This is a genomic window from Sphingomonas sp. G5 (assembly GCF_052660795.1).
Genome location: NZ_CP109660.1, coordinates 2,397,900 through 2,419,149 on the forward strand (window position 1 = coordinate 2,397,900; position 21,250 = coordinate 2,419,149).

The window sequence follows — 21,250 nt, forward strand, 5'->3', positions numbered from 1 at the left end:
GGTCACACGATGCCGAAGAACGAGCAGCCCGAGCGCATCCATGGTGCGGATGCGCTGACTGGTGTTCATCGGCATGTCCCTTCGGTTCTTCCGACGTCGGTGACAGGCTAACCCACTGCGACACGCCCGGGGTCGGCTGAGGGGGGAAACAGAAAGCGGCGTGTCGGAGAACGATGTCCCCGGCACGCCGCCTCGAGAGAAGAATCAGCCGGCGTTCTGCTGCAGCCAGGCGTAGGGATCGACCACCGAGCCGTTGATGTGCACCTCGAAGTGGAGGTGGTTGGCGGTCGAGCTGCCCGTCGATCCGACCAGGCCGATGAGCTGGCCGGGGGCGACGGTCTGGCCGGCCTGCACCTGACGGCTGCCGTAGGTCATGTGGCCGTACGTGGTCGACACCTTCTGGCCGTTGATCACGTGCTCGATCACGATCGCGACGCCGTATCCGCCGTAGCTCTCCTGCGAGACGCTGACGACTCCACCGGCGGCGGCGAAGATCGGTTGACCGCCGGGAGCGAGCAGGTCGACGCCCTGGTGATAGCCGGAGTCCCACAGACCGCGACCGAGTGTGTAGCTCGTGAGCGGCCAGCGCACCTCACCCGATCCGGGTGCGGTCATGTTCAGATCGATGGAGCTCACCGAGGTCGACGCCTTCGAGGCGTTGGCGGCGAGCTGGCGCGCGCGCTCGGCGGCGGCGGCAGCAGCGGCCTCTTGATCCTTCTTCTTCTGGATCTCATCGGCCGTGGTGGCCGAGTAGCTGCTGCGGTCGAGGGTTTCGGCGGCCGCGTCGGAGGCCACGACGAGCGACTGGTTGTCGGCGGCCGACATCTCTTGCAACGTCATGGTGTCGGCGGCAGGCATGGTCGCGGCGTAGGCGGGGATCGCGACGGTGGCGACGAGGCCCGCGACCATCGAGAGGATCACGGCGCTGCGCAGCGGTTTGCCGACGCGGCGCGACGACGAGGCGCCACGAGGGGGAGCGGTACGAGCGACCGGGGCGGTCGCGGGAGCCGCGGCCTGCAGGACGCGGCTCGTCGGTCGGGCGACCGCGGCGCGCGTGCTCTTGCGAGTGGGTCCCGTCGCGGCACCTTCGGGTAGGTCCGCTGCGGGCTCGTTGTGTTCAGCCAAAGTTCCTCCGGCGCCTCTGCGTCTTCGGGGACGCTGGCTCGTCAGCACTCGAATGTGGGGCACGATGTGCGGGCTGGTCCCTGCGCGGACGACGAGCCGATGAGGCAAACCGCGAGGGGTCCGACGGCGGGCTTCTCGCCTGTGGACTTTCTGAGGCTACCCGAAGATAACGAACAAGTCACGCCTCGGTAACCGCTCCCAGGCGATGCCCGGCCGGACCTCTGCGGAAAACGGCCGGGCTCAGTCCTCGGCGACGAGGAAGATGTGAGAGGCCACCTCGACGGGCAGCTCGAGCCCCTCGTCGACGCCGTCCATCTGGACGAGGACGTACCCCTCGTTGAAGCGGTAGTCGCCACGAGCACCCGGGAGCACACCCGCGGCCTTCAGCTGCTGCAGGAGTTCGGGATCGACCTGAGCGGGCTCGGCGAGCCGGCGCACCGTACCGGTGATGGGTCCACCCGCGTCGGTCAGCTTGCGCACCAGGCCGATCACACCGACGTCGAAGGTGGCACTCGCGGCGTCGCCCAGCTGATCGAGACCCGGGATCGGGTTTCCGTACGGCGATTCCGTGGGGTGGCCGAGCAGTTCGACGAGCCGGCGCTCCACCTGCTCGCTCATCACGTGCTCCCATCGGCAGGCCTCGTCGTGCACGTAGGCCCAGTCGAGGCCGATGACGTCGCTCAGCAGGCGCTCGGCGAGCCGGTGTTTGCGCATGACATCGACGGCTTTCTGGCGGCCGGAGTCCGTCAGCTCGAGGCGACGGTCTTCCGATACCACCACGAGACCATCGCGCTCCATGCGACCGACCGTCTGGGAGACGGTGGGTCCCGAGTGCCCCAGGCGCTCGGAGATGCGCGCGCGCAGCGGCACGATCCTCTCTTCTTCGAGCTCCAGAATCGTGCGCAGGTACATCTCGGTGGTGTCGATCAGATCGGTCATGCGGGTGTCCTCGATGTCGCGCGGCAAGTCCTCTCAGCCTACCGACCCTGTCCGACATGAGCGCGGGCGGCGTCCGGGGGTGACCCTAGAATCGGTGCCATGCCGCACGTGGAACTGCCCGCCGAACTCCTGCCCACCGACGGTCGCTTCGGGTGCGGCCCCTCCAAGGTGCGCGGTGCGCAGCTCGAGGCCCTCGTCACCCGCGGCGCGTCGATCCTCGGAACCTCGCACCGCCAGGCGCCGGTGAAGAACCTCGTCGCCAGCACGCGGGAGCGCCTGTCGCAGCTGTTCCGTCTGCCCGAGGGATACGAGATCCTCCTCGGCAACGGCGGATCGACCGCCTTCTGGGACGCCGCCGCGTTCGGACTCATCGAGAACCGCAGCCAGAACCTGGTCTTCGGCGAGTTCGGTGGCAAGTTCGCCGCGGCCGCCACCGCCCCGTGGCTTCAGGCACCGGATGTGCGCAAGGCCGAGCCCGGGACGCGCTCGTCCGCCGAGGCCGTCGCCGGCGTCGACGTCTACGCCTGGCCGCACAACGAGACCTCGACTGGCGTCGCCGCCCCGATCCGACGTATGGACGCGGATGCCGGCGCTCTCACGGTCATCGACGCGACCAGCGCTGCGGGAGGCATCGACGTCGATGTGTCGCAGGCGGACGTCTACTACTTCGCGCCCCAGAAGAACCTCGGCTCGGACGGCGGGCTCTGGTACGCCGCCGTCTCGCCGGCCGCGATCGAGCGGATCGAGCGGATCGCGGCATCCGACCGCTACATCCCGGAGTTCCTCAGCCTGAAGAACGCGCTCGACAACTCGCGTCTGCAGCAGACGCTGAACACCCCCGCTCTCGCGACGCTCCTGCTCCTCGACGATCAGCTCGGATGGATCCTCGACAACGGCGGCCTCTCCTGGGCCGGCGCCCGCACCGCCGAATCGTCCAGGGCCCTCTACGAGTGGGCCGACGCGAGCGCGGTGGCGAAGCCGTTCGTGAGCGATCCCGCCGACCGCTCTCCCGTCGTCGTCACCATCGACTTCGACGACCGCATCGATGCGGCGGCGATCGCCAAGAGCCTGCGCGCGAACGGCATCGTCGACACCGAGCCGTACCGCAAGCTCGGCCGCAACCAGCTTCGTGTGGCCACCTTCGTCTCGATCGAGCCCGAAGACGTGCGCCGCCTCATCGGGGCGATCGACTACACGATCGAGCGCCTGCCGCAAGCCTGATCCGCTTATGACGAAGGCCGTCCCGCCGAGGCGGGACGGCCTTCGTCATGAGCGGCAGTCAGTAGCTACGATCGCCCTCGTCGTCGTCAAAGTCGTCGTCATCCGAGTCGTCCTGGTCGTCGCTGCTCGCGGAGCCGCCGTCGAGCTCGTCGATGTCGACCCCGTCCAGATCGCCCGCGTGGAAGCGCGCCTTCGGCTCGTGCTCGTCGTCTTCGTCGTCCGACTCGTCGTCGACGTCCTCATCGAGGTCGTCGTCCTCGTCGTCCTCGTCGTCGTCGTCGACAGCCAGCGCGACCTGCGCCGCCTGATATTCCGCCAGACGGGTCGCCCACGGCACCCAGTCGGGAGCCAACAGCGCCCCGTCGCCGGGCAGGAGCTCGACCTCGAGCACGGTCGGCTCGGAGTCGTCCACCACGGCCACGCTGACCGTCCAGAACCAGCCCGGGTAGCCCGCGAGTCGGGTATGGAAGCGCAAAGAGACCGCGCCGTCCTCCTCGGCCGTGTATCCGGCCGCGGGGCCGACGGTGTCGGCCGGAGTGATCTCGTGCAGAGCCGCGAGCGCCAGGTCGTGAGCGCCGGTCAGGCGCTCATCGACGGGCTGCTCAGGCTTCGAAGTCATCGGCGACCTTGCGCAGGACCGCGGCGATCTTCTGCGCGTGAGGACCGTTCGGGTAGCGACCGCGTCGCAGATCCCCGCCGATGCCGTCGAGCAGCTTCACGAGGTCTTCGACGATGATCGCCATGTCGTCGGCGGGCTTGCGCGAGCGCTTCGACAGGCTCACGGGAGCATCGAGAACGCGAACCGAGAGCGCCTGCAGGCCGCGCTTTCCGTCGGCCACACCGAATTCGAGGCGCGTCCCGGCCTTCGGTCCGGGGGCTCCGGCGGGCAGGGCGGTGGCGTGCAGGAACACGTCCTGGCCGTCATCGGTGACGATGAAGCCGAAGCCCTTCTCGTCGTCGTAGAACCTGACCTTGCCGGTGGGCATGGACACCTCGCTGGATGAATGCGCGGAGAGCGCGGCGGAACACGGGACCCGAACGGATCCCGGTCTTCCAGCCTACGGCACCGCCGCCAGGCAGTAGGCTGAGCCCGATGAGCACCCGCACCTCCGGTGGCAGCACACCGGGCGACGACGTCCCCGTCCGCCGCATCGATCGCATTCTCGCGTTCATGTCGTTGGGCCTTCTCGCGCTGTCGATCGTGTGCTTCTTCGCCATCATCATCGGCTCGAGTTCCGGCGCCGACATGGGGACGGGCGTCTGGCCGGTCATCGGTCTGCTCGTCTACATCGCTCCTCCGGTGGCCTTCGCGTGCCTGCTCGCCGTGCTCATCATGAGCTTCATCCGTAGGGCCAAGGCCAACAAGGCCTGATGACGTGCCCGAGGCCTCCGCACAACGCGCACTGGCGGTCTCGCTGAGCGCGCGCAGCGACACCGATCTCGCCCGCCTCTTCGCCGAACGCCACATCTCGCCCTCGAGCACCTGGCGCGACATGTTCGACGCGGCCGAAGCGCTCCTCGATCCGACGTCCGTGGCGCGCGGACTCCCCGCTCTGGGTCGCGACGAAGCCGTCGCCCTGCTCGACGCCGCCGACGGCCGTGCGACGACCGGCGATATCCGCGAGCGTCTGGCTTCCCGTGCTCTCGTCGGAGACGACGGATTCCCCTTCCCCACCGTGATCGACGCGGCGCGCGACATCCTGCCCTCGGGTATCCCGGATGCCGCGGCTCCGCATCGTACCCGGGCGACGCCCGAGAGCACCGGCGCCGCCTCCGAAGCGGTGTTCACCAACGCCGCCTCCCTCGCCGACATCCTCATGCAAACGCTCGATGCTCCGCTCGGACGCATCGGATCGGGGTCGCTGGGTGCCGCCGAGAGACGACGTCTCGTCGAGGCCGGAGCCGTGACCACCGCCGCCGAAGCCGACCTTCTCGTCGGGCTCGCGGCCGAGGTGGGCCTGCTCGGGACGAATGAGCGCGCATGGCTCGTGTCTCCCGCCGGGCGCGAGTGGCTGCGCCTGCCGACACTCGAGCGCTGGCAGCGCACCGCCGAGGCCCTCCGCGACGCTCTCCCCGCCGCCTACCGCTCCCCCGACGGCGGGTGGATCCCCACCGAGCAGTGGCGTTCCGCGACGCCGTTCGACCCCGAGGGTCCCGAGCGTGCCGACCTGTGGATCAAGCGTCTGGTCCGCTGGGGGCTGCTCGACGCCGCCGGTCACTCGACGCCGTGGGCGACCCCGCTGGCCGAGGGCGGAGACGTCGACACCTCGTCGCTGCGCGAGCTCCTGCCGCCGGAAGTCGACCGCGTGTACCTGCAGAACGACCTCACGGCGATCGCCCCGGGACCGCTCGCCCCGCACCTCGACGTACGCCTGCGTTCGATGGCCGCGCGCGAGTCCCGCGCCCAGGCGTCGAGCTATCGCTTCAGCGCCGCGACGATCGGCGCCGCGATCACCGCGGGAGAGACGGCCGACAGCCTTCGCGAGTTCCTCACCGGGATCTCGCTCACCGGACTCCCGCAGCCGCTCGCATACGTGATCGAGCGCACCGCCGCCGAACACGGTCGCGTGCGCGTCATCACCGACGCCGATTCTCACCTCACCCGGGTCCTGACCGACGATGAGACGCTCCTGCGCTCGATGGAGGTCGACCAGTCGCTGCGCTCGATCGCCCTCACCCGCACCGACGACGAGCTCGTCTCGCACGTCGCAGCAGACGTCGTCTTCTGGGCGCTCACCGACGCCCATTACCCCGCGGTGGCGGTTGACGCCGCGGGACGCCCCCGCGCTCTCGAGCGTGCCAAGCTGGCTGCCCCCGAGGCTCGGACCACGGCCCCCTTGGACGCCTACGACGGCCTCATCGAGCGGCTGCGCACAGGTGCGGGAGACTCGGATGCCGCATGGCTCGAGCGCGAACTCGATCAGGCGGTCCGCGCGCGCTCGATCATCGACGTCACGGTCCGCCTCCCCGACGGCTCGGCCCGGGTCTTCCGCCTCGAGGCCACCGGCCTCGGCGGCGGACGCCTGCGCGGTCGAGACCGCGCAGCGGACGTCGAGCGCACTCTCCCCCTGTCTCACATCGACGGCGTCGCACCCGTCGACTGACGGCCGCGCACGCCCCGCCCTTCCCGACCCCGGTAGACTTGAACGTTATGGCTGACGGCCCCCTTATCGTGCAAAGCGACCGCACCGTGCTCCTCGAGGTCGCGCACCCTCACGCAGAGACGGCGCGCCACGAACTGGCGGTCTTCGCCGAGCTCGAGCGCGCACCGGAGCACATCCACACCTACCGCATCACCCGTTTGGGGCTGTGGAACGCGCGCGCGGCCGGCCACGACGCCGAGTCCATGCTCGACACCCTCGACCGGTGGTCGCGCTTCCCGGTGCCGGCGTCGGTCAGCACCGACATCCGCGAGTCGGTCAACCGCTACGGGCGCCTTGTCATCGAGCGCAACGACGAGGGTGAGCTCGTGCTGCGCTCGACCGATGCCGCGGTACTCAGCGAGGTGTCGCGCAACAAGCGCATCTCCCCGCTTCTCATCGGTCGCCCGAGCCCCGACAGCTTTCTCATCGACGCCTGGGCGCGCGGGCACATCAAGCAGGAGCTGTTGAAGATCGGCTGGCCCGCGGAGGATCTCGCCGGCTACACGCCGGGGACGCCGCACCCGATCGACCTCGCCGAGGACGGCTGGAGCCTCCGCCCCTACCAACGCCAGGCGGTCGAGTCGTTCTCCGAGGGCGGCTCCGGCGTCGTGGTCCTGCCCTGTGGAGCGGGTAAGACGCTGGTCGGCGCCGGCGCCATGGCCGACACGCGCACCACGACGCTCATCCTCGTCACCAACACCGTCAGCGCGCGCCAGTGGCGCGACGAGCTGCTGCGCCGCACGAGCCTCACGCCCGAGGAGATCGGCGAGTACTCCGGCCAGGTCAAAGAGATCAAGCCGGTCACCATCGCGACGTACCAGATCCTCACCGCGAAGCGGAAAGGCCAGTACGCCCATCTCGCCCTGCTCGACGCTCTCGACTGGGGCCTCGTGCTGTACGACGAGGTCCACCTGCTCCCCGCTCCGGTGTTCAAGCTCACGGCCGACCTGCAAGCGCGCCGCCGCCTCGGTCTCACCGCGACGCTCGTGCGCGAAGACGGTCGAGAGGGCGATGTCTTCAGCCTGATCGGTCCGAAGCGCTTCGACGCGCCGTGGAAAGAGATCGAGGCCCAGGGTTTCATCTCGCCCGCTGCCTGCTACGAGGTGCGTATCGACCTTCCGGCCGATGAGCGACTCGAATACGCCGCGGCCGCCGACGAGGATCGCTACCGTCTCGCCGCCACCGCCCCCGCGAAGATCGAGGTCGCCCGGCGCTTGGTCGAACGGCATCCGGGCGAGAGGGTGCTGATCATCGGGCAGTATCTCGATCAGATCGACGAGCTCGCCGAAGCGCTGAACGCGCCGCAGATCACGGGCGCCACGCCGATCCCCGAGCGCGAGGAGCTCTTCCAGGGCTTCCGCGACGGGAGCATTCCGCTACTGGTCGTCTCCAAGGTCGCGAATTTCTCGGTGGACCTGCCCGAAGCCTCGGTCGCGATCCAGGTGTCGGGTTCGTTCGGCTCGCGCCAGGAGGAGGCGCAGCGTCTCGGCCGCCTCCTTCGACCGAAGCAGTCGAACCACACCGCGAGCTTCTACACACTCATCGCGCGTGACACCGTCGACCAGGATTTCGCCCAGAATCGTCAGCGATTCCTGGCCGAGCAGGGGTACGCCTACACCATCCTGGATGCCGACGGAATCGACGCACAGGCCGCCTGACGCATACCAGCACACGGCTTTCCGTTCCATATCCAGCACATTGCTGGGTCAGATCACGATAATGAGGGCATGACAGCTCCTCGCATCCTCGTCGTGGACGACGAACCCAACATCCGCGACCTGCTCATCACGAGCCTGCGTTTCGCCGGGTTCCAGGTGCGAGCCGTGGCCAACGGCGCGCAGACGATCTCGGCCGTGCTCGAAGAGGAACCCGACCTCATCGTGCTCGACGTGATGCTCCCCGACATGAACGGGTTCAGCGTCACCAAGCGTTTGCGCGGCGCGGGCTACACCGCTCCGATCCTCTTCCTCACCGCCAAAGACGAGACCGAAGACAAGATCATGGGGCTCAACGCCGGTGGCGACGACTACGTCACCAAGCCGTTCAGCCTCGATGAGATCGTCGCCCGCATCCAAGCCATCCTGCGCCGTACGATGCAGGCGGATGAAGAGTCGATCATCCGCACCGGCGAATTGACGATGGATCAGGACACGCACGACGTCAGCGTCGGCGACGTGTCGATCGACCTGAGCCCGACCGAATTCAAGCTCCTGCGCTATCTCATGCTGAATCCCAACCGCGTGCTCTCGAAGGCGCAGATCCTCGATCACGTATGGGAGTACGACTTCAACGGCGACGCCGGGATCGTCGAAAGCTACATCTCGTACCTGCGCCGCAAGATCGATCCGCACTCCTCGGAGCCGCTCATCCAGACCAAGCGCGGCTTCGGCTACATGCTGAAGTCGGGCAAGACCGCCTGAGCGGGGGTCCGCTCCTGTCGCACTCCGACGACTCGCTCACGCGCTGGTGGCGCGGGCTGAGCCTGCGCACGAAGGTCACCGGCGTGACTGTCGCGCTCCTCGCCATCGGGTTGTTCACCGCGGGTATCGGAACCATGGTGTTCCTGCGCACCACCCTGGTGAACAACCTCGACGAGCAACTCGCGCAGCAGGCCGCCGGAAGCATCGCGAACAGCATCTTCACCACCGCGCCCGGTGACGGACGCGTCGTGTTCTCGCAGGTCGACAATGCCCCGCAGATCGGGTCGATGGTCGTCGTGTACGGTCCCGACGGTCAGCGCGAGGCGTTCTACAACGGAACATCGACGACGGCTCTGCCCGACATTCCGCCCACCTTCACGGTGGAGCAGACGTACAGCCAGATCGACCGCCGTATCGAGCTCGAATCACCCCAATCCGGCCAACACTTCCTCGCTCGCGTGGGCGTTCTGCAGGTGCCCGGGAACCCCGGCGTCTACACCCAGATGGTGATCCAGCCGCTGGCCCCCACCGACCGGATCGTCGCCGCCTACATCGGTATCTACGCCTTCGTGGCGCTGCTGATCCTCATCGCGACGGCGCTGCTGACCCGGTGGCTCGTCACCCTGGCGTTCCGCAACCTGCGACAGGTCGAGACGACGGCCATGGACATCGCGGCCGGCGATTTCAGTCAGCGGCTGACCGATATCGTCCCCGACACCGAGGTGGGCCGGCTCAAGACCGCCATCAACGCGATGCTCGCGCGCATCGACGGAGCCCTCGGACAACGGGATGCCACCGTACGGCAGATGCGGCGCTTCATCGGCGACGCCAGCCACGAGTTGCGCACGCCCCTCGTCACCATGCGCGGCTATGCGGAGCTGTACCGCATGGGTGCCATCCGCTCCGACGAGGACGTCGCGCAGTCCATGGAGCGCATCGAGAAGGAAGCGATCCGGATGGGCGCGCTCGTCGAGGACCTTCTCGCCCTCGCCCGCCTCGACGAGCGCCGCGACGTCACGATCATCGCCCTCGATCTGCGTCCGATCGCTCGTGACGCCGCGCTCGACCTGCGCGTGACGTCGCCACAGCGCGAAGTCACGGTCGACGACACCACCTCCCGCGACGAGCTGATCCTGCCCACGATCACTCTCGACCCCCTCCTGGACGCGGGGGGAAAGCCCGCGAGCGGGAACGGCCGCCGGCGTACCGCCCCCACGACGTCGGCGATGGCGATCGCGGGCGCCACCCTTTCACGGCTCCGCCGCCGATCGAGAGACGGGGCGGAGCTTGCGGCATCCACTCCTCCGGACGGAACACCGGCTGCACCCATCGGGGTGGTCCGCACCGTACCGCGCCTCACCCCCGTCGTCATGGGCGACGAGAACAAGGTGCGTCAGGTCGTTGCGAACCTGCTCGGCAACGCGCGTCGGTTCACCGCCGAGGACTCCCCCATCGGCCTGCGCGTCGGTGTCGACGCCGAGACCGACATGGGATGGATCGAGATCATCGACCATGGCGAGGGCGTGCCGGAACAGATCCGCGAGCAGATCTTCCAGCGCTTCTGGCGCGCTGACACCTCGCGCACCCGAGAGACCGGCGGCTCGGGCCTCGGCCTGTCGATCGTGGCATCCATCGTCGACCTGCTGCACGGCACGGTGGATGTACGCGACACCCCCGGGGGTGGAGCGACCTTCCGGGTCTCCCTCCCCCTCGCTGATCGCCGCGACGCGCAGGAACATGCTCTCATCGAGACCCAGCCCCTCGAGCGGCTCCCCGAGAACTACCGGCCCGAGAACGACGCCTGACGCGTTCCGCCGTCGTCGATGGTGTGCACCGGCCGCACGCTCCCCGCTCGAACGCGCGCCCCGGGTATGTCCCGATGAAATCGGACCGCGTCCCAAAAACGGCTGGCTGACACCACCCCAGGCAGCCAGAAATGGGACATGGCGCACCCTCCCCCTACCAACGAAGAACGCCCCCTCCCGAGGGAGGGGGCGTTCTCAGTCGTCAGCGTGGATCAGAAGTCCATGCCACCGGTCGGGTCGCCCGCGGGAGCGGGGTTCTTCTCCGGCTTGTCGGCGACGACGACCTCGGTCGTGAGGAACAGGCCGGCGATCGACGCAGCGTTCTGCAGAGCCGAGCGGGTCACCTTGGCCGGGTCGATGATGCCCTGTGCGAACAGGTCACCGTACTCGCCGGTCGCAGCGTTCAGCCCGTGGCCCACGGGGAGCTCGGCGACCTTGTTCGCGACGACACCGGGCTCGAGACCGGCGTTGAGCGCGATCTGCTTGAGCGGAGCCTCGATAGCGACGCGGACGATGTTCGCACCGGTCGCCTCGTCGCCCGTGAGCTCGAGGTTGACAAGGGCGTTCTTGCCGGCCTGGATGAGCGCGACGCCACCACCGGCGACGACACCCTCTTCCACCGCGGCCTTGGCGTTGCGCACGGCGTCTTCGATGCGGTGCTTGCGCTCCTTGAGCTCGACCTCGGTCGCGGCTCCGGCCTTGATGACGGCGACGCCACCAGCGAGCTTCGCGAGGCGCTCCTGGAGCTTCTCGCGGTCGTAGTCGCTGTCGGTGTTCTCGATCTCGCGGCGGATCTGGGTCACGCGACCCTCGATCAGCTCGGACTCACCGGCACCCTCGACGATGGTGGTCTCGTCCTTGGTGATGATGACCTTGCGTGCACGGCCGAGGAGGTCGACGGTCGCGTTCTCGAGCTTGAGGCCCACCTCTTCGGTGATGACCTGGCCGCCGGTGAGGATCGCGATGTCCTGCAGCTGCGCCTTGCGACGGTCGCCGAACCCGGGAGCCTTGACGGCGACCGACTTGAAGATGCCGCGGATCTTGTTCAGCACCAGGGTCGCGAGAGCTTCGCCCTCGACGTCTTCGGCGATGATGAGGAGTTCCTTGCCCTCCTGGATCACCTTGTCGACGATCGGCAGAAGGTCCTTGATGTTGGAGATCTTCTGGTTGGCGATCAGGATGTACGGGTCTTCGAAGACCGCTTCCTGACGCTCGGGGTCGGTGACGAAGTAGGGGTTGATGTACCCCTTGTCGAAGCGCATGCCCTCGGTGAGCTCGAGCTCGGTGCCGAAGGTGTTCGACTCCTCGACGGTGACGACGCCCTCCTTGCCCACCTTGTCGATGGCCTCGGCGATGAGCTCGCCGATCGCGGGGTCGGCGGCGGAGATCGACGCGGTCGCGGCGATCTGCTCCTTCGACTCGACCTCCTTGGCGGAGGCGAGAAGCTCGTCGGTGACGGCCTTGACGGCCTTCTCGATGCCCTTCTTGAGCGAGATGGGGTCGGCGCCGGCGGCGACGTTGCGCAGGCCCTCGCGCACGAGCGCCTGGGCGAGGACGGTGGCGGTGGTGGTGCCGTCACCCGCGACGTCGTCGGTCTTCTTCGCGACCTCCTTGACCAGCTCAGCGCCGATCTTCTCGTACGGGTCGTCGAGCTCGATCTCCTTGGCGATCGAGACACCGTCGTTCGTGATCGTGGGTGCGCCCCACTTCTTCTCGAGCACGACGTTGCGACCGCGGGGGCCCAGGGTCACCTTGACGGCGTCGGCGAGAGTGTTGAGGCCGCGCTCGAGACCGCGCCGGGCCTCTTCGTCGAAAGCGATGATCTTTGCCATAAGTGTGTCGTCCCTCCCGGACGGGTGACTTGCAGATTTTGGCACTCGACGAAAGCGAGTGCTAATTCATTCTGGCACTCGCCCCTAGGGAGTGCAAGCCACGCGCCGTCCCGGAAACAGCGAACGCCGTGGCATCCGGAACTCGGATGCCACGGCGTTCGGATCAGCGCTCAGGCCAGTCGCACGGACTCCGCCTGAGGGCCCTTCTGACCGGTGCCGACGGTGAATTCGACGGCCTGCCCCTCCTCGAGGACACGGAAACCCGACATCTCGATGCTCGAGTAGTGGACGAAGACGTCCTGCCCGTCATCGACGGTGATGAAGCCGAAACCCTTCTCGGCGTTGAACCATTTGACAGTGCCCTGCGTCATGCGAATCTCCTGTTGCTGAACGACGAGGTCATCGTAAGCACGAGCGCTGCCGCGGAATCGGGGTTCCGGAGCATTGTTGACGCGCGTGCATCCAAGTTGTTACGACGCGGAAACACGCGCCCCTCGCGGTGTCAGGACGAGGGGGAGGCGGAAGGCTGGCCGGCAGCGCGGTCGAGCCCGATCACGACGATCAGGCGCTTGACGTCGCTCTCATCAGCCGGGGTGTTCGGGTCGTCGGTCGGCTGCAGGAAATCGCTCTGCGCGATCTGCGCCCCGCCGATGGTCTGCGCCAGCCCCTCGGCCGCGGCCTCGTCGCTCTCGAGGCGGTAGTAGATCGTGGTGTCGGCGAAGTCGGTGCTGTCGGAGGTGCCCGTCTCGACGTTGTCTCCGCTCCAGCCCGCGGCCACGATCTGGTCACGGACCGAGGCCGCGAGCCCGCTGTCGGAGGTGCCGTTGAGCACGACGACCGAGTACGAGGTGTCGACGACGGCCGGGATGGTCGGTTCGGCCGAGACGGTCGGGCTGGGCGCGGTGTCGGCGCCGAGCGAGATGCGACCCGAGACGACGAGTGTCGCGAAGATGCCGGCGATGATCAACAGCAGAGTGGCGATGGCCGCCCAGAGGAACACGATCCATCCGCGCAGCCGCGGTTTCTCGGCACGGTGAGCGCCGACGCGACCGGATTCGGCCGGGAGGTCGTCGAAGCGATCCCGAGGGAAGGTCGATCTGGCCATTGGACGATGCTATCGGTCGCGTCGAGGCGAGCCTGTCAGCGGACCGCCGCCCGACCGAGGCGAGCGCGGTGCTGGGCCGTCGCGTCGTCGCGGCGACGTCGCAAGCGGCGGACGAGCATGGGGTCGTGGGCGAGAGCCTCGGGGGTGTCGATGAGACGGCCGAGCAATTGGTAGTACCGGGCGGGCGTCAGAGAAAACTCGGCGCGGATCGCCTCTTCCTTCGCTCCCGCGTGACGGCGCCATTCCCCCTCGAAGGCGAGGAAGGCGAGGTCACGGTCCGACAGAGGCACGCCGCCACGCTACTGCGCCGTCGGTCCCGATCCCGGATGCCACGCCACCCACGCCCCGAGCGGGTCGACCTCCGCCCGCACCTCGCCGTCGAGGGCGAGGGCGAAGCCGCCCCGCGCGGGCTCGGGTCGACGCGTCCATCCGTCGTGCAGGCCGGGCGCGTCGAGGGTGATCCACCTGCCCGCCGCCCGGGCTGCCGCGATCACCGCGGTCCGGTGCACGCGCGGCACGTGAGCGAGGACGCCGGGAGTGGTCACGACCAGCGTCGCTCCTGCCGGAGCCCGTGCGGCGAGCGCGGGAAGGGCCTGCGCGCCGTCGCCCGCGACGAGGATCGGCGGATCGGCCGCCACGATGTCGAGTGCCGCCTCGATCCGTTCGAGGCGGCCCTCCTCCCCCGGCCAGACGAGGCCGGTGAGCCACTTACGATCTTCGGAACGCCGGGCGTCGAGGGGACTGAGATCGATCCCCGCACGCCAGACGATCTCCGGCATCCGCAGGTCGGGGTGCCCCTCGAGATCGCTGTCGAGGACGACGGAACTGCGACCGTCGACGGGATCGACCGGGATGACCTCGCCGCCGCGGTGATAGCGGTACGAGTACCGGTCGGGGTACAGGCAGAGCCCCGCGCTCGCCCCTACCTCCAGCAGGGCGATCGGCCCCTCGATCGCCGCCAACGCCGGGAGCAGGGCTGCGCACCGGAGCGGCTCGTTGGTCTGCACGCTGCGTCGGCCGCACTCCTCGACGATCGCGTCGGCGTGAGCCACGACCCATGACGCCCACTCGTCGACGTCGTCGAGCGGCGCCCCCAGAAGACGCATCGCCGCGAAGACCAGCGGTGGCTGACGGCGTGTGTCGGGGATGCCCGCGAGGGCGGCCGCGACGGCGGCATCGTCGGCGACGCGCCCCGCCCAGGCTCCGTACACCACCGAACGTCCCGGTGCCTCGTCGCGGGCGAAACGTCGATAGCGGTCGGCGACGGTGGTCGCGGCATCCGGAGTCACCCGGGAGATTATGCCGTCACGACCTGACCGCCGCTGGGCGCGAGAGAATAGAGACGAAGAAGGAGAGTGAATATGACCTACGCCGTCGACAAGTCCGACGACCAGTGGCGCGCTGAGCTCAGCCCCGAGCAGTACGCGGTGCTCCGCCAGGCGGGTACCGAGCGCGCCTGGACCGGTGAGCTGCTCGACGAGAGCCGTGCCGGCCTCTACACGTGTGCGGCGTGCAATGCCGAACTGTTCCAGAGCGGCACCAAGTTCGACTCGCACTGCGGGTGGCCGAGCTTCTACGAGTCGGTCCGCCCCGAGGCGGTCGAGCTCATCGAAGACAACAGCCACGGCATGCAGCGCACCGAGGTCCGCTGCGCCAACTGCGGTTCGCACCTGGGACACGTCTTCCCCGACGGTTTCGGCACGCCCACCGGCGACCGGTACTGCATGAACTCGCTCTCGCTCAACTTCACCCCCGAAGACAAAGCGTGAGCGCACTCGAGGCGATGCGCGACCGCCGGTCGTGGTCGAAGGTCACCGACCTCGCCCCCACCGGTCCCGAGCTCGAGGCGTTCGTCGCCGCGGCCGGTCGCGTCGCCGACCACAAGAGTCTCAAGCCCTGGCGGCTCATCGAGATCCGTGGCGCCGACCGAGACGTCCTCGCCCGCGCGCTGAACAAGGCGGACGGCAAGAAGGGGCTGTCGTCCAAGCCCCGTCGCGCACCGCTCATCATCGCGGTGGTGGCGAACCTCCGCTCGAAGAAGATCCCCGCATGGGAGCAGGAGGCCGTGGCATCCGGAGTCGCCCACATGCTGAGCCTCGTGCTCGACGAAGCGGGCTTCGGCGTGTTCTGGCGCACCGACGACAACACCCGCAGCAAGGTGCTCGCGAAGGCGCACGGGCTCGAGAAAGGCGAAGTCCTGCTCGGGTGGCTCTATGTCGGCGGCAAGCCCGCGCGCACCCGAGCCACGCGGCGCAAGACCGTGGATGCCGCGAAGCACCTCTCACGGATGCCCGGAGGCAAGAAGAGGCGCACGGTCGACGAGACGCGTCTCTGACCTCTTTCGATCGACGCCGCCGCGGGACCCCGGTCCCCGGCGGCGTCGTCGTTTCCGCCCCGCGTAGCGGGCACGCTCCCGACCGGCGGCGGGCTTCGTCGTTCTGTGGTCAGCGCGGGCGGCGACGGACGGGCACGGCGGCGACGACCACGCCGGCGATCGCCACGACCGCAGCGAGCAGAGCCACCAGGGTCGAGGGAGCCGCCGGCGCGGGCCACAGCGCGTCGAGCAGAACCGAGGTCGTGAGAAGACCCACGACAGAGCCGAGACCGAGCAGCAGCACACCCGTGCGGCGCACGACGACCGACGACAAGAAGATGTAGATCACGCCGACCGCCCCGCCGATGTACAGCCAGGGCTCGGTCGGCACGGTGCGCGGTGTTCCGACGATGGCGACATGCACACCCGCGGCGATCAGCAGCACGACCGTTCCGCCGATGAAGTTCACGAGGGTCGCGGTCAGCGGGCTCTCCACGCGCACGCGCAGGCGCCCGTTCGTCCCCTGCTGCCACGCCACGCCCGCACCCGCGATCGCCGGGACGACGAGCATCCAGAGCGGAACCCCGCCGAGCGCATCTCCCGACAGGCAGACGACGACACCCGCGATGGCCAGCAGCGCGCCGATCAGCCGCCGCACCGTCACCGGGACGACGCCGGCCGGTCCGTACCCGATGCGGTCGAGCACGAGCCCGCCGGTGGTCTGCCCCGCGACGAATCCGACGGTGAACAGCGCGACGCCGATGGTCGCCACCGTCAGGCCCTGGCTCGCGACGGTGAACGCCCCGACCAGTCCGCCCAAGAGCATCCACGGCGGAATCGAATGAGACCGGATGCCGGCCATCAGCCGCCCGAACCCGCGTCGGCCCCCGGGAATCAGGGCCGACAACGCGATCAGGATGATGAGCCCGGAGCCGAAAGAGATCGCGGCGGCGACGAATCCGTCCCCGATCTCGCCGCCGAGACTGCCGTTGATGCGCGCCTGCAGCGCGGTGAGGGCACCGATGAGGACCGCTCCCCCGACGGCCAGACCGACCGACCCCCGCTCCGCCACGGCTCTCCTCTCGCGCCCCCGCACGGGAGCCACCGTCGATCGTACGACGCGGGGTGGTCGGCCACCCCCTTCGCTTCCCCGCGGCACGCCGATGTCGGCGAGGCCCGCCCGGATGCGTCAGGCTGTGACCCGTGACCCAGCTCCGCCCCGGCCCCGACGACGTCTCATACCTGATCGACGACCTCCGCGCCGCCGACGCCGACCACGAGTTCCTCGCGCACGCCGAACAACACCTTCCGCGCCTGCACGACCTGTTCACCCGGCTGTACGGCGAACGGCCCGACGGCCTCGAACGCCTGGCATCCGTCCTCGATCTGGCCCGCACCTCGTGGACGGCGCGCCCGCGAACCCTGAAGGCTCTCGACAGGGAGCGCGAGAGCGCTCCGGACTGGTTCGAGAACGAGCGCATGCTGGGTGGGGTCTGCTACGTCGATCGGTACGCGGGCGGGCTCGACGGCATCCGGGAATCCATTCCGTACTTCCGCGAACTCGGCCTGACCTACCTGCACCTCATGCCGCTGTTCGAAAGCCCCGAGGGCAACAGCGACGGCGGCTACGCGGTGTCGAGCTATCGCCGGGTAAATCCGGCACTCGGCACGATGGAAGAGCTCGCCGCCCTCGCGACCGATCTGCGCCGGGCGGGGATCTCGCTCGTGGTCGACTTCATCTTCAACCACACGAGCAACGAGCACGAGTGGGCTCGCAAGGCCACCGCGGGCGAGGCGGGGTACGAGGACTTCTACCTGATCTTCCCCGATCGCGAGCTGCCCGACGCCTACGAGCAGAGCACGCGCGAGATCTTCCCCGACGATCATCCGGGTACGTTCGTCCAGCTCGACGATGGCCGCTGGATCTGGGCGACGTTCTACCACTTCCAGTGGGACCTGAACTACGCCAACCCCGCGGTCTTCGAGGCGATGGCCGGCGAGATGCTCTTCCTCGCGAATCAGGGCGTCGAGATCCTCCGCATGGATGCCGTGGCCTTCATCTGGAAGAAACTCGGCACGACCTGCGAGTCGCTGCCCGAGGCACACCTGCTGCTGCAGGCCTTCAACGCGGTGCTGCGCATGGGTGCTCCCGGGCTGCTGTTCAAGTCGGAGGCCATCGTGCACCCCGATCAGGTGGTCTCATACATCTCACCGGACGAGTGTCAGATCTCGTACAACCCCCTGCAGATGGCCCTCACCTGGGAGGCGCTCGCCACTCGCGACGGTCGCCTGCTGCAACAAGCGCTCGAGCGCCGGCACGCGCTCCCGGCCGGGACCGCCTGGGTGAACTACGTGCGCAGCCACGACGACATCGGCTGGACCTTCGCCGACGAGGACGCCGCCGAGCTCGGGATCGACGGCTACCCGCACCGCCGCTTCCTCAACGACTTCTACGTCGGTCGGGCCGAGGGCTCGTTCGCGCGCGGCGTGCCATTCCAGGAGAACCCGCGCACGGGCGATGCCCGCGTCACGGGCACCACCGCGTCACTCGCCGGCATCGAGGCGGGCGACGCCGGCGGAGAGGACCGCGTCGTGCTCGCCCACGCCCTCGCCCTCTCGACCGGCGGTATCCCGCTCCTCTACCTCGGCGACGAGGTCGCCCAGCTCAACGACTACTCCTACCGCGAACGGCCGGAAGAAGCGGGCGACAGCCGGTGGGTCAATCGCCCCTTCCGTTCCGAGCAAGAGCATGAGGATCGAACGGATGCCGACACCCCGGCCGCGCGCGTCTTCTCGCGGCTGTCGCGACTGATCGACGTGCGCCGGTCGACGCCGGAGTTCGCGGGCAACGACCTGATCGCATTCGGGGCGAACGTGGCATCCGTCGTCTCATTCCTGCGCCCGGGTGAGGGATTCTCGGTGCTCGTCCTGGCGAACGTCGGCGACTCGGCCGTCGAAATCGACGCATTGACCCTCTCGGGCATGGCACCGGAGGCCCTCGACCTCGTGTCGTCTCAGCCCGTATGGCTGGGGCGCCGGACTCACCCTCGCCGCCCACGGCGTGCGATGGCTGCGCGTGCGGATGCGCTGAGTCTGGCTTCCGCGCCGCCCTGGGGCCGTTCTTCCCCAGTTGCCGCGTGAGACGTACGGGTATTACGTTCTCGTGTACGGATTGCGAAGGCGCGTTGCCGTGCGCCCGCACTTCGACGGACCACTGGCATAAGCGCCCCTCGCACCGAGACACCGGCACAGACCGTTGTGAGGAGGGGCGTCATGACCGAGCGTGTCGACGCGGCGATCCGCCGGATACTCCTCGATGATCCGACCATCCACGTCTGCTACACCTTCGCAATCAGGCCAGACAGCTTTCATCGCGGCAACGACGTACTCTTCCTCCACCCATGCCACGAAGCCGTGATCGCGGCAGCACGCAATCGTGCCCAGCTGCGAGTCGCTCCCGCAACGCCGCGACCGACGATGTGCGAGTTGTGCGGGCACGCACCCGTGGGACTCCGCCCCGGAGGGTTCGCTCGACTGCTGAGCCGTCTCGTTCGCCGTCGGTTTCGCCTCCTTCCAGCGTGCGCCACCTTCGAATACGACAAGACGTCATCCATGCACCGCTACTTCTGCCGCTGCTCAGGGCCCGCCCATCGCAGGCGCCTCGTCGGCCGAGGCGATGCGATAGAAGCCGGCGGCTCCGGCTGGTAGGTGCCGCAAGAACGCCCCGGCGCCGCCTCCTCACGGCGGAGCGGGGCTTTTCGCACTACTGATCTGGTGTCTGTGGTGCCGGCTACAGGACTTGAACCTGCAACCCCCGTATTACAAGTACGGTGCGCTACCAATTGCGCCAAGCCGGCAGGAGACGCGTGGCGTCTCGATGAACGAGTCTAGAGCGGCGGGCGGGCCACACGAGACCGGTCAGATGCGGTGCCTCCCACTGTCGCGGTCCCACTCCAGGGACTTCCATTGAAGGAACGAGCAGAGATTGCCGGCCACCACCAACTCGGCGGCCAGGCTCGCCATCTCGTGCGGCGTCATCGTCAGGTCGTCGGGTCGCGACGTGAGCGTCGCTTCCCAGAGCGGCTCGTCGTAGCCTTTCGGCTGCATGTAGATCGACGCTCGGGCGTTCATCAGGTTCATCACCACGAGACCCGTGTCCTGGCTGTCGGCGTCTTCCTGCTCGACGACCTTCAGCTGTCCGGCGAACAGGTGTCCCTGTTCACGGAATTCCTGCACCCAAGCCTTCAACTGCGTGAGGGACCGCCGGGGCGGAGAGTCCTCAAGCTCTTCGTTCATGCCACCAGAATCTCATAAGACGTCGCGTCCGCACCGATTCGTCAACCCGCGGGAGGAGCCGACGGGGTGACCGACGGGGTGGGGGTAGCGGTCGAGTAGTACGCGTTGCTGTCGACGGTGAGCACGAACTGAGCGAACTCTTTGGCGTCGTCCATGTTGCCGACGTATTCGGTGCCGTTCACGAGCACGGTCGGGGTCGCGGTCAGCGCCTGCCCCTTCGTGCCCGGCAGGCCCTTGATCGCGCGGTCGGTGGCGGCCTTCGCCCACGCCGTGTAAGTCTCGCCTTCGATGCAGTCGCGAACCGTGCCGACGTCGCTCACCCCGGCACCCTGCGCCATGTCGGCGAGCTGCTGGTCGCTATAGCCGTCGGAGTCGACCGCGGGCTGGTTGGTCAGCAGCTCGTGGTTGTACGCGAAGAAGCGGTCCGACGAGTGCGTCGCCACGCAGGCCGCGGCACCGGCGGCCCGCAGGCTGTACTTCGTCCCGTTCGACTTCGACGTCAGCATCGCCACCGGGTAGTACGTGAGAGTGGCGGCCTTGTCGCCGACCCACTTCGACAGCTGGCTCGCGTTCGCGGTTTGGAACTCGCGCGCCTCGGCCGACATGTAGTCGACGTAGATACGGATATCGACGGGTGCCGCGGTGGCGGTCGGCTCGGGCGTCGGCTCTGTGGCCGGTGCGGGCTCGTCCGCCGGAGGAGTGGCCTGAGCCGACATCGTCGCGGCGTTGCCGTCGACGGTCTGATCGGCGAGCGGATCGGCCACCTGCGAGGCGCTCGTGATCAGGAAGCCGTCGTCGGTCGCGGCGTCGGGGAAGGCCTGCGAGCGGGCCTCGCGCGAGTTCAACGCGAACGAGACGCCGACCGCGCCGACCGCGATCACCGCGACGGCACCGATGCCCAGCAGGGAGCGTCGCGCGATGCGCCAGCGTGCCTGCTTCGCCTTGACCTGCTGCGCCTTCTCGCGGACCGCCTCACGGCGGTCGCGTTCTGCTGGCACATTCGGTGACTGGTCGTTGGACATGAAACCTTCCGGGCACGGACGATGCCGC

The 21,250-nt window shown here is 68.5% G+C and carries 21 protein-coding genes and 1 tRNA gene; 9 read left to right on the plus strand and 13 right to left on the minus strand.

Annotated elements, in window-relative coordinates:
• Positions 1 to 204 precede the first annotated feature (204 nt).
• Positions 205 to 1,125 (minus strand): M23 family metallopeptidase, encoded by a 921-nt coding sequence (locus tag NE358_RS11560; protein ID WP_246077984.1) that lies wholly within the window; start codon positions 1,123 to 1,125, stop codon positions 205 to 207.
• A 240-nt stretch (positions 1,126 to 1,365) separates the two neighbouring features.
• Positions 1,366 to 2,064 (minus strand): iron-dependent transcriptional repressor DtxR, encoded by a 699-nt coding sequence (locus tag NE358_RS11565; protein WP_141376059.1) that lies wholly within the window; start codon positions 2,062 to 2,064, stop codon positions 1,366 to 1,368.
• A 99-nt stretch (positions 2,065 to 2,163) separates the two neighbouring features.
• Here NE358_RS11565 and serC point away from each other — a divergent pair, with 99 nt between their 5' ends.
• Positions 2,164 to 3,285, plus strand: coding sequence for a phosphoserine transaminase (serC, locus tag NE358_RS11570; RefSeq protein WP_116239042.1), 1,122 nt, complete (start codon positions 2,164 to 2,166; stop codon positions 3,283 to 3,285).
• 58 nt (positions 3,286 to 3,343) lie between these two features.
• Here the strand turns inward: serC and NE358_RS11575 are convergent, their stop codons facing one another.
• Positions 3,344 to 3,904 (minus strand): DUF3027 domain-containing protein, encoded by a 561-nt coding sequence (locus NE358_RS11575; RefSeq protein ID WP_289938666.1) that lies wholly within the window; start codon positions 3,902 to 3,904, stop codon positions 3,344 to 3,346.
• A complete protein-coding gene (locus NE358_RS11580) occupies positions 3,888 to 4,271 on the minus strand; it encodes a cold-shock protein (RefSeq protein WP_056229171.1) in 384 nt (127 codons plus the stop codon). The genes NE358_RS11575 and NE358_RS11580 overlap by 17 nt, the downstream gene beginning before the upstream one ends.
• A 107-nt stretch (positions 4,272 to 4,378) precedes the next feature.
• Here NE358_RS11580 and NE358_RS11585 point away from each other — a divergent pair, with 107 nt between their 5' ends.
• The 5 genes from NE358_RS11585 to NE358_RS11605 all read left to right on the plus strand — a co-directional run bounded on the left by NE358_RS11585 (position 4,379) and on the right by NE358_RS11605 (position 10,653).
• Positions 4,379 to 4,657: a multidrug ABC transporter ATPase gene (locus NE358_RS11585; protein ID WP_103206249.1), complete on the plus strand. Its 279-nt coding sequence runs from the start codon at positions 4,379 to 4,381 to the stop codon at positions 4,655 to 4,657.
• Positions 4,658 to 4,661: 4 nt separating this feature from the next.
• Complete coding sequence (locus NE358_RS11590; RefSeq protein ID WP_181904594.1) at positions 4,662 to 6,389, plus strand: helicase-associated domain-containing protein; 1,728 nt, start codon at positions 4,662 to 4,664, stop codon at positions 6,387 to 6,389.
• Between the two features lie 47 nt (positions 6,390 to 6,436).
• A complete protein-coding gene (locus NE358_RS11595) occupies positions 6,437 to 8,086 on the plus strand; it encodes a DNA repair helicase XPB (RefSeq protein ID WP_103206248.1) in 1,650 nt (549 codons plus the stop codon).
• Positions 8,087 to 8,155: 69 nt separating this feature from the next.
• The gene (locus NE358_RS11600) at positions 8,156 to 8,848 is read left to right on the plus strand and encodes a response regulator transcription factor (RefSeq protein ID WP_055838218.1); all 693 of its coding nucleotides are present in this window, start codon (positions 8,156 to 8,158) and stop codon (positions 8,846 to 8,848) included.
• Between the two features lie 83 nt (positions 8,849 to 8,931).
• A complete protein-coding gene (locus tag NE358_RS11605; protein ID WP_353853272.1) occupies positions 8,932 to 10,653 on the plus strand; it encodes a sensor histidine kinase in 1,722 nt (573 codons plus the stop codon).
• Between the two features lie 212 nt (positions 10,654 to 10,865).
• On the opposite strand, the gene groL is transcribed toward NE358_RS11605, so the two are convergent.
• The 5 genes from groL to NE358_RS11630 form a co-directional block, all read right to left on the minus strand.
• Entirely contained in the window at positions 10,866 to 12,485 is a 1,620-nt protein-coding gene (groL, locus tag NE358_RS11610; RefSeq protein WP_103206247.1) for a chaperonin GroEL, read from the minus strand.
• 170 nt (positions 12,486 to 12,655) lie between these two features.
• On the minus strand, positions 12,656 to 12,856 hold the full coding sequence (locus NE358_RS11615) for a cold-shock protein (protein ID WP_056229192.1): 201 nt from the start codon (positions 12,854 to 12,856) through the stop codon (positions 12,656 to 12,658).
• A 131-nt stretch (positions 12,857 to 12,987) separates the two neighbouring features.
• The gene (locus NE358_RS11620) at positions 12,988 to 13,590 is read right to left on the minus strand and encodes a LytR C-terminal domain-containing protein (protein ID WP_141376063.1); all 603 of its coding nucleotides are present in this window, start codon (positions 13,588 to 13,590) and stop codon (positions 12,988 to 12,990) included.
• A 35-nt stretch (positions 13,591 to 13,625) separates the two neighbouring features.
• Positions 13,626 to 13,880: a DUF3263 domain-containing protein gene (locus NE358_RS11625; RefSeq protein ID WP_103206245.1), complete on the minus strand. Its 255-nt coding sequence runs from the start codon at positions 13,878 to 13,880 to the stop codon at positions 13,626 to 13,628.
• A gap of 9 nt (positions 13,881 to 13,889) precedes the next feature.
• Positions 13,890 to 14,879, minus strand: a complete 990-nt coding sequence (locus NE358_RS11630; RefSeq protein WP_289938689.1) for a DUF2332 family protein — start codon at positions 14,877 to 14,879, stop codon at positions 13,890 to 13,892.
• Positions 14,880 to 14,951: 72 nt separating this feature from the next.
• Here NE358_RS11630 and msrB point away from each other — a divergent pair, with 72 nt between their 5' ends.
• Together msrB and NE358_RS11640 are read left to right on the plus strand one after the other, a co-directional pair.
• The gene (gene msrB / locus NE358_RS11635; RefSeq protein WP_103206243.1) at positions 14,952 to 15,359 is read left to right on the plus strand and encodes a peptide-methionine (R)-S-oxide reductase MsrB; all 408 of its coding nucleotides are present in this window, start codon (positions 14,952 to 14,954) and stop codon (positions 15,357 to 15,359) included.
• Positions 15,356 to 15,925, plus strand: coding sequence for a nitroreductase family protein (locus NE358_RS11640; protein ID WP_499317852.1), 570 nt, complete (start codon positions 15,356 to 15,358; stop codon positions 15,923 to 15,925). Before msrB ends, NE358_RS11640 begins: the two co-directional genes overlap by 4 nt.
• 109 nt (positions 15,926 to 16,034) lie before the next feature.
• Here the strand turns inward: NE358_RS11640 and NE358_RS11645 are convergent, their stop codons facing one another.
• Entirely contained in the window at positions 16,035 to 16,976 is a 942-nt protein-coding gene (locus tag NE358_RS11645; protein WP_174799643.1) for a DMT family transporter, read from the minus strand.
• A gap of 131 nt (positions 16,977 to 17,107) precedes the next feature.
• Here NE358_RS11645 and NE358_RS11650 point away from each other — a divergent pair, with 131 nt between their 5' ends.
• The gene (locus NE358_RS11650) at positions 17,108 to 19,045 is read left to right on the plus strand and encodes an alpha-amylase family protein (RefSeq protein WP_499317854.1); all 1,938 of its coding nucleotides are present in this window, start codon (positions 17,108 to 17,110) and stop codon (positions 19,043 to 19,045) included.
• Positions 19,046 to 19,685: 640 nt separating this feature from the next.
• On the opposite strand, the gene NE358_RS11655 is transcribed toward NE358_RS11650, so the two are convergent.
• The 3 genes from NE358_RS11655 to NE358_RS11665 form a co-directional block, all read right to left on the minus strand.
• Positions 19,686 to 19,761: transfer RNA gene (locus tag NE358_RS11655), tRNA-Thr, on the minus strand.
• A 61-nt stretch (positions 19,762 to 19,822) separates the two neighbouring features.
• The gene (locus NE358_RS11660) at positions 19,823 to 20,200 is read right to left on the minus strand and encodes a hypothetical protein (RefSeq protein ID WP_103206184.1); all 378 of its coding nucleotides are present in this window, start codon (positions 20,198 to 20,200) and stop codon (positions 19,823 to 19,825) included.
• Between the two features lie 41 nt (positions 20,201 to 20,241).
• Positions 20,242 to 21,222 (minus strand): DsbA family protein, encoded by a 981-nt coding sequence (locus tag NE358_RS11665; RefSeq protein ID WP_141376067.1) that lies wholly within the window; start codon positions 21,220 to 21,222, stop codon positions 20,242 to 20,244.
• Positions 21,223 to 21,250: the final 28 nt, after the last annotated feature.

Coding starts and splice junctions, on each gene's coding strand:
- NE358_RS11665 (WP_141376067.1), bottom strand. CDS start 21,222: ATGTCCAACGACCAGTCACCGAATGTGCCAGCAGAACGCGACCGCCGT.
- NE358_RS11580 (WP_056229171.1), bottom strand. CDS start 4,271: ATGCCCACCGGCAAGGTCAGGTTCTACGACGACGAGAAGGGCTTCGGC.
- NE358_RS11600 (WP_055838218.1), top strand. CDS start 8,156: ATGACAGCTCCTCGCATCCTCGTCGTGGACGACGAACCCAACATCCGC.
- NE358_RS11575 (WP_289938666.1), bottom strand. CDS start 3,904: ATGACTTCGAAGCCTGAGCAGCCCGTCGATGAGCGCCTGACCGGCGCT.
- NE358_RS11565 (WP_141376059.1), bottom strand. CDS start 2,064: ATGACCGATCTGATCGACACCACCGAGATGTACCTGCGCACGATTCTG.
- NE358_RS11595 (WP_103206248.1), top strand. CDS start 6,437: ATGGCTGACGGCCCCCTTATCGTGCAAAGCGACCGCACCGTGCTCCTC.
- serC (WP_116239042.1), top strand. CDS start 2,164: ATGCCGCACGTGGAACTGCCCGCCGAACTCCTGCCCACCGACGGTCGC.
- NE358_RS11615 (WP_056229192.1), bottom strand. CDS start 12,856: ATGACGCAGGGCACTGTCAAATGGTTCAACGCCGAGAAGGGTTTCGGC.
- msrB (WP_103206243.1), top strand. CDS start 14,952: ATGACCTACGCCGTCGACAAGTCCGACGACCAGTGGCGCGCTGAGCTC.
- NE358_RS11660 (WP_103206184.1), bottom strand. CDS start 20,200: ATGAACGAAGAGCTTGAGGACTCTCCGCCCCGGCGGTCCCTCACGCAG.
- groL (WP_103206247.1), bottom strand. CDS start 12,485: ATGGCAAAGATCATCGCTTTCGACGAAGAGGCCCGGCGCGGTCTCGAG.
- NE358_RS11620 (WP_141376063.1), bottom strand. CDS start 13,590: ATGGCCAGATCGACCTTCCCTCGGGATCGCTTCGACGACCTCCCGGCC.
- NE358_RS11585 (WP_103206249.1), top strand. CDS start 4,379: ATGAGCACCCGCACCTCCGGTGGCAGCACACCGGGCGACGACGTCCCC.